This window comes from Evansella sp. AB-P1 (assembly GCF_029688925.1).
Taxonomy (GTDB): domain Bacteria; phylum Bacillota; class Bacilli; order Bacillales; family Salisediminibacteriaceae; genus Evansella.
Genome location: NZ_JARUKY010000001.1, coordinates 338923 through 351839, shown reverse-complemented (window position 1 = coordinate 351839; position 12917 = coordinate 338923). Strand labels below are relative to the sequence as shown.

At 35.2% G+C, this 12917-nt stretch carries 11 protein-coding genes and 1 riboswitch; of the genes, 2 read left to right on the top strand and 9 right to left on the bottom strand.

From position 1 onward, the window contains the following. Nucleotides 1-43: 43 nt before the first annotated feature. From QA612_RS01620 to QA612_RS01595, 6 genes are all read right to left on the bottom strand, one after another. Nucleotides 44-1999, bottom strand: a complete 1956-nt coding sequence (locus tag QA612_RS01620) for a GTP-binding protein (RefSeq protein ID WP_278281983.1) — start codon at nt 1997-1999, stop codon at nt 44-46. Between the two features lie 196 nt (nt 2000-2195). Then, nucleotides 2196-3104: a 2-hydroxy-3-oxopropionate reductase gene (gene garR, locus QA612_RS01615; RefSeq protein ID WP_278281982.1), complete on the bottom strand. Its 909-nt coding sequence runs from the start codon at nt 3102-3104 to the stop codon at nt 2196-2198. Between the two features lie 25 nt (nt 3105-3129). Further along, nucleotides 3130-4386 (bottom strand): glycerate kinase type-2 family protein, encoded by a 1257-nt coding sequence (locus QA612_RS01610; protein WP_278281981.1) that lies wholly within the window; start codon nt 4384-4386, stop codon nt 3130-3132. A 30-nt stretch (nt 4387-4416) separates the two neighbouring features. Then, nucleotides 4417-5316, bottom strand: a complete 900-nt coding sequence (gene dapA / locus QA612_RS01605) for a 4-hydroxy-tetrahydrodipicolinate synthase (RefSeq protein WP_278281980.1) — start codon at nt 5314-5316, stop codon at nt 4417-4419. A 41-nt stretch (nt 5317-5357) separates the two neighbouring features. Beyond that, a complete protein-coding gene (garD, locus tag QA612_RS01600) occupies nt 5358-6887 on the bottom strand; it encodes a galactarate dehydratase (RefSeq protein WP_278281979.1) in 1530 nt (509 codons plus the stop codon). 357 nt (nt 6888-7244) lie between these two features. Then, entirely contained in the window at nt 7245-8384 is a 1140-nt protein-coding gene (locus QA612_RS01595) for a CdaR family transcriptional regulator (protein ID WP_278281978.1), read from the bottom strand. Between the two features lie 405 nt (nt 8385-8789). Continuing rightward, a riboswitch (cyclic di-GMP riboswitch) is annotated at nt 8790-8897 on the top strand. A 40-nt stretch (nt 8898-8937) separates the two neighbouring features. Between QA612_RS01595 and QA612_RS01590 the strand changes: the two genes are divergently transcribed. Beyond that, nucleotides 8938-9066, top strand: a complete 129-nt coding sequence (locus tag QA612_RS01590; protein ID WP_278281977.1) for an anti-repressor SinI family protein — start codon at nt 8938-8940, stop codon at nt 9064-9066. Between the two features lie 29 nt (nt 9067-9095). Here the strand turns inward: QA612_RS01590 and QA612_RS01585 are convergent, their stop codons facing one another. The 3 genes from QA612_RS01585 to QA612_RS01575 form a co-directional block, all read right to left on the bottom strand. After that, a complete protein-coding gene (locus QA612_RS01585) occupies nt 9096-9752 on the bottom strand; it encodes a response regulator transcription factor (RefSeq protein WP_278281976.1) in 657 nt (218 codons plus the stop codon). Further along, nucleotides 9730-10926 (bottom strand): sensor histidine kinase, encoded by a 1197-nt coding sequence (locus QA612_RS01580; protein WP_278281975.1) that lies wholly within the window; start codon nt 10924-10926, stop codon nt 9730-9732. Before QA612_RS01580 ends, QA612_RS01585 begins: the two co-directional genes overlap by 23 nt. Before the next feature lie 251 nt (nt 10927-11177). Beyond that, the gene (locus QA612_RS01575; RefSeq protein ID WP_481804402.1) at nt 11178-12116 is read right to left on the bottom strand and encodes a phosphatidate cytidylyltransferase; all 939 of its coding nucleotides are present in this window, start codon (nt 12114-12116) and stop codon (nt 11178-11180) included. Between the two features lie 225 nt (nt 12117-12341). On the opposite strand from QA612_RS01575, the gene QA612_RS01570 reads away from it, so the two are divergent. Then, nucleotides 12342-12881, top strand: coding sequence for a hypothetical protein (locus QA612_RS01570; RefSeq protein ID WP_481804401.1), 540 nt, complete (start codon nt 12342-12344; stop codon nt 12879-12881). The last annotated feature ends 36 nt before the right edge of the window (nt 12882-12917 follow it).

Sequence of the window (12917 nt, the reverse complement as noted above, 5' to 3'; positions counted from 1 at the left end):
ATCGTAACTGTAAATATATATTGTATATGACCTTTACTGTAACTTACAAGCAATGCATCTCTTCTTCTGCTTTTTCCCATTTTACTGTATACCCTTGTCCTTTGGAACAAAAAATTGAGGTGGATGTATACTCAGCATCTGCATTTTTATCATATCCAATCCGTTCCACAACATCTTTTTCATTATGACATGGACCATAACCAGAAAACACTAGGTTCATTGTGCCCTTACCATGAGTGATAGAAACAAATTCTGTATGGTAATCCATAAACGTTGCTACTGGTACTTCCCCCGTTATTACTACTTTTTCTCCAAATGTTTCAGGAGGATTAAAACTTCCATGGGCATATTGAATATCAGATAAAATTCTCCCCATTTGCTTCATATCTACTTTTATCTTAAAACTATAATATGGCTCCAATAAAACTGATTTGATTTTTTCCAAACCTTGCCTAATTGCTCGGTATGTAGCCTCCCTAAAATCACCACCAGACGTATGCTTATTATGAGCTCTCCCTGTCAGAAGGGTAACCTTCACATCTGTTAAAGGGGATCCTGTTAATAAACCGTGATGGTCCCGTTCAAAAATATGCTGCTGAATCAAATGTTGATTACCTATTGATAAGTCATTTGCATGGCACACATTTTCAAAAAGGATTCCCTTATTTCTTTCTATCGGCTCCATTTTTAAGTGTACCTCTGCATAATGTCCTAGTGGCTCAAAATGGCCATATCCATAGGTTTCTTCTTTAATCGTTTCTTTATATAAAATTTCTGGTTTTTCAAATGAGACATGAAGTTGGAATCGTTCTTTTATGACCTCAGTTAAAACCTCTAATTGAATAACTCCCATGACGTGGATATGTATTTCTTGTGTTTTTTCGTCCCATAGGACCTGTAATGAAGGATCTTCCCTATCTAAAAGCTTAAAAAATCCATACGCTTCTTTAATATTGATAGACGAATCTATATTTACTTTTGACTTTAAAGTAGGTATCATTTCATATTTAGCACTTTCCTTGAGATGCCCAATTCCATCACCTGGTCTTCCAGTTGATATGCCCGTAAGAGCTACTAAATCTCCTGCATGCACCTCATCAACAGTAGAATATTTATTCCCATTATATATCCTAAGCTGTGTGATCTTTTCTGAAATGGTTTCCTCTCCATCATACAGGTTAATTGATTCGCGAACCTTTAAAGAGCCAGTTAATACTTTTATGTACGTGACCCTCAAGCCATTCATTTCATGCCTTATTTTATACACCCTCCCAGAAAAGGGAAGATTATCATTAAAGGAGGTCGATGTTAACTGATGGAATTTTTCAAAGAAGCTGACTACACCAACATCATGAAGTGCTGATCCTGAACAACAAGGGAAAATCTGTCTCCTTCTAACTTGTTTCACCGATTCCTCCATCCAAACTTTATGTTCGTAGCCTTTTTCCAAGTAATAATCTAAGATTCGTTCATCCCTTTCGGCAATAAACTCAATAAGCTCATCGTCCATCTTTTTATCTACAACGAAGGTTTCCGTTATATCCACTGCATGTTCCGATAGATTTTCATTTATATCTTTCATAACTTTTTTAACATTAGCTCCTACACGATCTGTTTTATTTATAAAAATAAAAGTAGGAACATTATATTTCTCCAATAAGCTCCAAACAGTTTCCGTATGTCCTTCTACCCCTTCTACAGCACTAATGATTAAAATAGCATAATCCATAATCTGAATGCTACGTTCCATTTCTGGAGAAAAATCCACATGGCCAGGAGTGTCAATTAAATGATAGGTTACTCCTTTATATTGTATTAGCCCTTGTTCAGAAAAAACAGTAATACCTCTATTTTTCTCAATATCATGACTATCAAAAAAGGAATCCTTGTGATCCACTCTTCCTCGTTCTCGAATACTATTCGTATGATATAACAATTGCTCAGCAAATGTAGTCTTTCCAGCATCTACATGGGCTAATATTCCGATCGTTTTCTTCATATGAACACCCTCAATATATAAATCCTGTATTTAAGAAAATTGTTTATTTTTATATTATAGCAAAGGATAGATGGAAAAGATTTAATTCCATGCGAATCACACTCAACAATAATGAAAAAAGGATGTCTCGTCATTTATTTTACGAGACATCCTAACATTCATTATATAATAATTTTCATCCTATTCTTTCGGTCTATTAGCTTTTTACTTCTTCTGTGGCTGTTCTTCCCACTTCCGTATTCGCAAGCTTCTCATAAAACTTTACGATACTGGAATGGTCTTCTACACCGCTACCATCAAGCTTAATCGCTTGCATAATTTCCATTACTTGAGCTGTTAGTGGTAAAGGTACTCCAACACCATGAGATGTATCAATAACATTATTCAAGTCTTTTATATGAAGATCAATTTTGAAGCCAGGCTTGAAGTTTCTATCCATCATCATTGGTGCTTTTGCATCCATGACCGTGCTCCCAGCAAGCCCACCTCTAATGGCTTGATAAACTAAATCAGGATCTACACCTGCTTTTTGTGCCAATGTTAATGCCTCTGAAACGGCAGAAATGTTAATGGCAACCACCACTTGGTTACATAGCTTTGCAACATTTCCAGCCCCACTTTCTCCAACATACACAACAGAAGCTGCCATATCCATTAGAAGGTCGTAATGCTTATCGAATACTTCACGATTACCACCTACCATTACAGCTAACGTACCATCTATTGCCTTTGGCTCTCCACCACTTACTGGTGCATCTAGTAATTCTATTCCCTTTTCCCTTAAAGCTGCATGGATTTCGCGACTTGCTAACGGAGCAATAGAACTCATGTCAATTACGACAGTGCCTGGCTTAGCTCCTTCAATGATTCCACCTTCTCCTAGAACAACCTCTTTCACCTCTGGTGAGTTCGGTAGCATCGTAATAATAACGTCACATTGACTTGCTAATTCTACCTTTGAAGCTGCTGTTTCCGCCCCTAATCCTTTAAGCTCTTCAACGGATGCTTTATTTAAATCGAGCACCACTAATTGATGCCCTGCATTTATTAAGTTTTTCGCCATTGGTTTCCCCATAATTCCAAGTCCAATAAATCCGATTTTCATGATTAATCCCTCTCCTTAATTACAATTATTTACAAAGTAAAACGACTACATCGTTTACATTTGTCCCAGTAGAACCTGTCATAATTAAATCTTCACTTACTTTCAATGCATGATAGGAATCGTTATTATCCAAGTATACTTCAGGTAAAATATTTTCAGCCTTTAATCTTTCTACTGTTTTCCCATCAACAATCCCACCAGCTGCATCCGTTGGTCCATCAGTCCCATCAGAACCTAGTGAAAAGAGTACTGTATCCTCTAAGCCTTCTATCTCTATGGCAGCTGCTAATGCTAGTTCTTGATTGCGACCACCTTTTCCATTTCCTATAATACGTACCACTGTTTCTCCCCCTGCAATAATGGCACATGGCGGCTGAAAGGATCCTCTTCCTTTACTTGTCTCCTTGATTTCTTTTGCAATGGCAGCCATAAATTTCCCTGCCTCTTTTGCTTCACATTCCAATGTAGAAGTTAGTACTACTGAATGATAGCCTAACTTCTCCGCACTCTTCCCTGCCGCTTCACATAAAGCTGTTACACTACCTGTTATAACCGTTTCACAATTATCTATCTTTTTTGGTGTTTCTATCTTCAAAACTTCTTTAATTTTATCTTCTATGTCTAGATTATATTTTTTTATTATTGCTAATGCTTCTTCTGAGGTAGAGCTATCAAAGTGTGCTGGTCCTGATGCAATGGAATCTAATCGATCACCAATAACATCTGATAAAACAATGGAAAAAATATTTGTATGACTACATAAGGAAGCGAATTTCCCACCTTTCACAGCAGATAAACGCTTTCTAATCGTATTAATTTCCACAATATCAGCACCACAAGCAAGGAGTTGATTCGTAATATCCATAATATCTTCAAGCTCTACACCTTCCATCGGTTTTTCGAATAGAGCAGAGCCTCCCCCAGATATTAAAAAGATAACATGGTCGTCTTTAGTCAGTCCTTCAACCAACTTTAACGCTTCATTTGCCCCTTCAATAGCATTGCTGTCTGGAACTGGATGTCCAGCCTCCATTATTTGAAAACCTTCTATCTCCCCCTGAGAGTGTTTATATTTTGTAATAACAACACCCTTCGATATTTGGTCTCCTAATGAATTCTTGGTAGCATTGGCCATCGTCCAAGCAGCTTTCCCAATCGCAATTACGACAATGTTCCCGGTGAACTTCTTGTTATTTAAAGCTCTCATCACAGCAGCTTCTGGCAAAACTCCATTAATAGAATCTTGAATGATGATGTGAGCATCCTCTCTTATACTCTGCACATGACCACCTACCCTTCCATTTACATCCTATTATTTTAGTAAGTCTAAATCATTTAAGATTTCTTTAATTTCTGCTAACTTTTCCTCTGAACAATGTTCAATTGGCTTTACAGGATGACCAACCTCTAATCCCATAAGATTTAAGCAATCCTTCATAACTACAGGAAAGCTTCCGTAGTCGTAGCTGTTTCTTAGTGGTATCAATTTATTTTGTGATTCCATAGATCCTACATGATCGCCTGACAAGTATTTGTCATATATGTCTACAACTAGCTTGGGTGCTACATTCGCAGTACCCGCTACACAGCCTGCTCCACCATATGCCATTGTTCCATAAATAAAATAGTCTGATCCACTAAATACTTTAAAAGTTGGGTTATCCTTTGTAACTCGGATATATTGAATCGTTTGCACAAAATCAAAGGATGTATTTTTTATTCCAACGATATTATCAATCTTTGAAAGCTTCTCTACTAATGATACAGAGATGTTGTTCGTTGTTTTCCCAGGATTATTATAAAGTAGTACTGGTAGATTCGTACTATTTGCAATGGCCGCAAAGTGATTATACATTTCTTGTTCATTAGGTTGAATAAACATTGGTGTTAACACTGTAAGTGCATCTGCGCCTGCTACTTCTGCCATTTTTGCTAGCTTTATACACTCTTGTGTTGTAATGGAACTAGCTCCTACATAAACAGGTACTCGACCATTTACATGATTAACGGTAATTTCAACAGCTCTTTTCTGATTTTCAAAATCAAAAGCATAAAATTCCCCATTACTCCCTAGGACGAACACACCGTGAACACCTCCTTCAAGGACGTGGTCAATTACTCTTTTTAACCCTGCTTCATCTACATTTTCATTCTTATCAACTGGTGTAACAATTGGAGGGATAACTCCCTTTAAATCTTCCATTTTCAACATAGTAAGCCCCCATTATAATTTTTAGATATTTTCTTAAACGATCATGTTACTGGTGCTGGATTAAATAGGCATAGTGCATTTTCGATTCCCCAGTGGTCTGCCCAAACTTTCCTTCTACCGCTAGCTATTTCAATCATTAATTCAAACAGCTCCTGTCCAACTTCTTCTATCGTTGCCTCGCCAGTTGCTATTTTTCCTGCATTCAAATCTATTAAATCCTTCCACTTATCCGGTAAAACGGAACGACTGGATACTTTTATAACTGGTGCCATGGCTAATCCATATGTTGTTCCTCTTCCTGTAGCAAAAATCTGCATCGTTATTCCTGATGCTAGCTGACATGTCCCACACACGAAATCACTTGCAGGAGTAGCAGCAAAAACTAACCCCTTTTTCTTTGTTCTTTCTCCTGCTCGTAATACATCAACAATTGGTGCAGTACCTGACTTTGCGATTGATCCTAAAGACTTCTCAACAATGTTTGCTAATCCACCTTGTTTATTTCCTGGTGTTGGATTGGCATCTCTATCCACACTTCCTAAATCTAAATAGTTATCATACCAAGCCATTTCATCCTTTAATTTTTGACCAACTTCTTCGTTGATCGTTCTTGGAGTTAGAAGATGCACACCATCTCGAACCTCTGACACTTCCGAAAACATAACAGTAGCCCCTGCTCTAACTAATAAGTCAGCAGCATAACCTATAGCAGGATTAGCTGTAACTCCAGAGAAAGCGTCACTCCCCCCACATTGTAAGCCTACAACAAGCTCAGAGATCGGACATTCAACTCGAACACGCTGATTTAAACGATATAAAGATTCTTCAGCTTTCTTCATTATTTCTTCTACCATCATCCCAAAACCATCTTCATCCTGTAGAACAACGACATTTTCACTGTTTACGTCAGGAAAAAGTTTTCCAGGGTAGAGTTTTTCACAGCCCATACTCACCACTAGCAACTCCCCACCAAAGTTAGGATGAAGGGCAAGGTTTTTAATTGTACGAATGGGTACTTCAGCATCTGGAGAATTAATCGCCACACCGCATCCGTAATTGTGGTTTATTGGTATTAAACCGTCCACATTCGGATACTTAGGTAACAATTCTTTCTTTATTCTTTCTACCGCTAAATTCAAAACTCCCTCTACACATTGCACCGTCGTTGTAATACCTAACATGTTTTTTGTTCCAACTGTTCCATCTGGATTACGATATCCTAGAAAAGTATAGCCTTCTAACGGTGGTAAAGGTTCAGGAACTTCTGTAGCAACTGGTAAATCCTCTAGTGCTGGCGGAATTGGCAAGTTTACCTTATGTTCGTCAATCCAGCTACCTTTTGGAATGTCTACCTTCGCATAACCAATCACTTGGCCGTATCGAATAATTTCCTCTCCCACTTCAAAGTCCTTTAAGGAAACCTTATGAGCCTGTGGAATATACTCAATCGCTGTTAGCGTTTCTGAAATTTGTGTTCCAGCAGGAATACCCTCAGGATTAATAACGATTTCAACATTATCTTCTGGAGCTACCCTAATGAGTAAAGGTTGTTTTAAATTATCTTCTTTCATCCGACACACCTGATTTCTTCATTATTTTTTTCCTGAAAAACTGATTGTTGAACGAATTAATTATGTAACTCAATTATAAAGGAGCCTTTTTCATTTCCCAATGTCCGCTATGTATTAAAAAAAAGAAAAAAGTTGTACTCAATGTACAACTAATTAAGAAAAGCGCAAGGCGCCCCCATTTAACCTAAGAACACCCACGTCCTGTGGGCAACGGTTCAATCATCGACGGCCTGTCTTTCTAGACACCTGATAACTTTCGTAGCGTCAAAATTTTATAAATTCTTTTAAAAAAGAAAAGGTCTCTAGACGTCTTTAAAACATCTAGAAACCTATTGTTATATATTTTATGAACAATGTTTATTTACGACTGAAATAATAGGCTAATTCATTGAGAAACTCCCTGTGGGCAGCATTGGCAATTGGATCAATATTTAGCGCTTCCTTAAGTTTATTTATACGAAAAAGCAGTGTGTTACGATGAATATACAATTCCTTAGAGCTACTTACTACGTTGTAATTGTTTTTCCTTAAAACTTCCACTGTTTCTGCAATTTGTTTTTTTTCCTCATTACTAAATAACTCATTATACACACTAAATATATCGTCATAAGCCTTGATAGTAGCTAAATTCCGATAATAATCCCAAATATAATCGTTGAAGAAATAAACTCCCTTTTTCCCTTTTGCCTGTAATGTTAACTGCTGGGCATGTAAATAGGATTCTCTGTACTTATTAATTGACCCCTGTAATGTTCCTACAAAGATAGTCCATGTAGGGTTGTGTTTTTTTTCAGAAAGTTTTTCTAGGAAACTAGTTAAATACTCTTCAATAGTAACTCTAAAATGAACAATAGCTTCCTCCACATTCACATCAATTGCTTTAAACAAAATAATGTCATTATTTCTAGCCATCGTCACAATGTCATCATGACAGTAGCCTTCACAATTTTTTAATGCTTGAACTACTTTCTTATATTCTAAATTCCTATCATTTTTTAGAACAATACAGACTCTTAACAAGTTCCTCGATAGGCCAAGATCATCAGCCATGCTATTAGCTATAGAAAGGTCTACATGTTCATCAAAAAGGACATAATGTAAAAATTGTTCCCCACGATTTCTGTGACTTCGTTCTGCTTCCATATGAATTTCATATTCTAGCATTGCTTCAATAAATGTTTTTAGCATTTCTGCAAATACTTGGACTGTCTCTGGATTACCAGAAACACCGATAACACCGATGTGCTTATTTTTATAATCAATAAATAAATTAACACCTAGCTTTGTACCTAAATATTTTTGCTCCTCATTGACAATTCCTGATTCTATTTTTCCATTCAGCATGTTAAAGGCAATTTCATGAAAATCCCCAACCCTCGAATGGTCTTTACTAGCAATAATGATTCCTTTATCGTCCATAATGTTTACATTGTGCTCAAAATAGGCTGCAGTTTTATCAATAAACTTCTGTGATAGTGCATGATCTAGGATTGACATGAGCTTCCCCCTCCGAGACAGAACCGAATTTCAGCTTATGCTTATTTAAATTATACATGATAAATGAGAGAATATTGGCGCAGAGACGAATCGTTCATTAATTCTACTAACATAAAGCTAGAGGAACACTTTTCTCATAACATAGTTCCAATATAATTACAGTGAATTTAATCACTAAATTGTGAACAAACACATGAAAGTCACAAAACAGTCATTATTCAGTCACAAAATACAAATGACAGTCACGACATTTCTTTTTCTTATTTTCAAAATATTCATTTTAATTTATTCTATACTTAACAGTCCATTCATTGCTTTATCAGACTAATGTTTTTCATTTTTATTTATGTAGCATGAAAGTTTCATATTTTCAATTGACGAAGACCATAAGAAAAAAAGCTTCTTTCTAGAAAAAGGCAAATCTATTGAAAGATAGAGACGCAAAGCTTTAGGGTCTAAGGGAGTAGTTAAGTTTAGTCAACATACTATTTCTAAGATAGCCGAGCTACCTAGTGAGTTATCACTATTTATTTCGAAGGGAGAGCTATTAATTATGGAAATAGTATTATTAAAGGAAAAGGTATTAGACAAAGAGTGGATTGAATTAATGCAACAAGCGAAAGAGATAGGTTTATCACCATCCGACGTACGTAAATTCTTATCAAATACAAGTAAAAACTAGGCTAATAAATCCTTTTAGCCTAGTTTTTTCTAATTATCGTTGTTACCCACAACTTCTATTAATTCATCACGGTTTGTAACACCTATTTTTTTATAAATTGAGGAAGTGTAGTTTTTTATTGTTCCTACTGAGAGGAACAATTCCTGAGCAATATCCCCGTTCTTTTTCCCCTCCATTACTTTAATTAAAACCTCTTCTTCCCTATTGCTTAATGATATTTCTAATTTTTCCACCATTTTTCGAATATCATTTACTGGAGAAGTCTGCTGGTTAATCCATTTACCTATTAATTTTGATGAAAAGGATTCCGGGATAATTAATTGACCAGCAGCAGATGCCTTCAGTGCATGAATAATTTTATCTGTGCCCCAATCTTTTAATAATACTCCACTAGCCCCATTACTTAAGCAATCAATAACAACATCTTCATCAACCATGGAAGATAATATCAAGACTTTTGTTTCTTCTTTCGCATATTTAATTTCCTTTAATGCTTCCAAACCATTTTTTTCAGGCATATATAGATCCATCAATACAATGTCTGGCTTATATTTCATCACTAAGGAAATAGCTTCATTTCCATTTTGTGCAGTTCCAACAACTTCTATCTCTTTCTCTGTTGATAATATGATGGAAAAACCATCTCGTATTACTGGATGATCATCAGCGATAATTACTTTCAACATTGTATATTTCTTCTCCTTCCCTTTCCTCTCCTTTTCCACCTATAGGTAAAACAAGCTTTAAGGTGCACCCGCCAGCTTTATTTTTAGTAATATTTATAGACCCTCCAATTAATTGGAATCTATTTTTCATCGCTTTTAATCCAAAACCAGCTTCTAAGCTGGTATCATCAAAATAACCATTATCTTCTAGAGTGATTTGTAGTTCTTCCCCTCTATAGAGTAACTGATAGAAAAATTTGTTACTTTTACCGTGTTTAATGCCATTTGTAATTCCTTCTTGCAAGCTTCGATAAATAGCCAATTCTTGATCCGGACTAAGCTGAGGAAGGCTTTCATCAATATCATAAGTAATAGAAACGGAAGATCCATCCTCTGTTTCTTGTATTAACTTTATAATACTTTCTCTTATATTTACGAAGTTTTGGTTTTCATTCATTGAATGAACGATAGAACGAACGTCTTCTAAGCTTCGTTTTATTTGAACTGTGGATTTATCAAGTTGGTTAAGACCTTCTTCCAAACTCCCATTCTTCAACACATGCTTTGAAGCCTCTATACCGAACAAAGCTGTTGTTAAAGTATGCCCCACTGTGTCATGAATTTCCTTAGATAGTCTCAACCGTTCCTGGAGCATTGTTTTCTCCTTCAGTCTATTTGTAGCTTCTTGAAGGTCCTTATTTGTTATTTCTAGTTCTTCCTTTTGCAGAACAGCAAATCTAGCTATATAACTAAATCCCCAAAAGAGTATGTATTCAATAGACCGTGGAATAACATAGCTAATTTCATGAAATGGTGGGAACTGAAAGTGATATATTAATGCACCAATATAGGTAAAATAACAAATGAAGGTAAATGGAATACTAATTATTTTTTTTGAACGGAAACCAATCTCTGCAATGAGAATAAAGAAGAATACTTGAGGTAGGAAGGTTCCATCAATAGCTTGAACGAAAAATGCTATACCAACTTGAACTATTATTAATAAAATTGAAATTGGACGTAGTAATGGAATCTTATATTTGTTATATCGAAAAAATTGAATGGTTGCATAGGACAATATAAGTAGAATAAGAGGCAATCGATCGTTTGGATTATCTCCCAATAATAAAAATAACGATCCAAATATAGTAGAATATAATATTATTTCAACTAGCTTTACTTGTTTCTCCGGCATCCAGTGTCACTCCCAAGCATAGAGAATCCTAAAATTATTATGTTAATTATATCGAACAATAATTAGAATGTATATGGATTGTCTGTAACAATATTACTATGAATTATAGCCTACTTATTTAAAGCCCAATTATCTTCTTTTAAATGTTGTTGCTGATTTTTGCTGATCTACATTTACATTACGTCTAAACACAGCCAATCATCAAATAGATAAGGAGACTAGTAGACTTTATGTTTACTAAGGAATAAATACTAAAAATAAAAATAGTATACAAAATGAAAAAACAATGGTGCTGTATAGGTTAGACTATCAATTTTCTTTATAAACTTATCTTGAATACCTTCTTTCACTCCCTCATGATTAAAGGTTAAGTTTCTTCTTACAACAGAAACTACTGTCGTTCCAAAGAAACCTCCAAATCCAATTAACATTGCTGCAACAATAGAATGAGACTTACTCAATGGTGTTAAATAAGGAGCTAAAAAATAGGACATGATAATCACTGCACTAAGTCCTCCAATAAACCCCTCCCAGGTCAAATTAGGATTCGCGGACGGTATCACTTTGTGTTTTCCTAGCTTTTTTGACACTAAATAGTGAACCACATCATTCATTTGTGTTAGGACAACAACAAAGAGGACTAGCCACCCACCATATTGAACAGCTAATTCATACTCATGTTCTGATATTTCTGTTAGCTTCGGAAATAAAGCTAAGTGACTTAAACCAAACACCATTAGCATTAAACCCCATTGTGTCGTTGCAACAGAGTTTAGAAAGCCAATGCTTCCACTTTTGAATATTCTTACGAGGGGTAAAAACAAAAATACATAGATTGGAATAAATATAATAAACATTCCATACCAACCAATATAAATCCAATAAAAGTGCAATGGTATAGCAAGATAAGCCCAAATAAAAATACGTCTATCCTGCTTCCTTGTTTTCGTCATAGAAAAGTATTCTTTTAACACAAGAGTGCATAAAATTCCTAATGATACTAATGAAATAGTTGGACTAAAAATTAATGAAACACTGAAAATAATGGCCATACCCCACCAAAGTTTTGTTCTCATAACAAGTTCATCGTAATCTTTTTTCTTTTTAAAGTAATGAATCATAGAAACTACTATACTTATTGCAATAAGTACGATAAAAATAATATATAAGTATGTATAAATTTCTGTCACCAATTTTACTCCTCTCCATATTATAACTACTTTGAAATAGCTAAAACATAATATAGATTTACTAATCATTATTTAGATTGTAATACAAATTTCCATTAAACATAGTGCTAATTTTTTAGCATGGAGATCTCTGTTAAATTTTGTTGTTGTTTTGAAAATCTATAATAGCTATAAATATAGTCTTTTAATTAAACGTTTACTAACGAATAAAGGAGAAGAAAATCATTGAACAGTAAAGTATATATTTTATTAACCGATACAGGAACAATGTTCACGAAAACAATAAAACAATATACAAAGGCTCCCTATAATCACTCCTCTATTTCATTCGATAAAGAATTAAAAGAGCTATATAGCTTTGGACGAAAAAACCCAAGGAATCCTTTGTATGGTGGGTTTATCAAAGAAGATATTTTTAATGGGACATATAAATTATATCCTCAAACAACTTGTGCTGTATACGAATTAATTGTCACAGAACGACAAATTGAAAAAATGAGGAGAATTATCCTTTTATTTGAAAAGAATAAGGATAGAATGATTTATAATCTTTTTGGAGTGATTGGAGTGGCATTTAAGGAGCCATTAGAACCATGGGGGTCCTACTTTTGTTCTCAGTTTGTCTCTGAATTACTGGAACGATCCGGCATTCGATTGTGGGATAAAATACCAGCTCTAGTTACCCCAGATGACTTTCGACGATCGGATAAAATTGCACTAATTTACGAGGGCCCCTTACTAGCGTATCCATGCCTCAAACAGTAAATTCTGGAGCAGCGTGGGGACGGTTCTCGTGAGTCA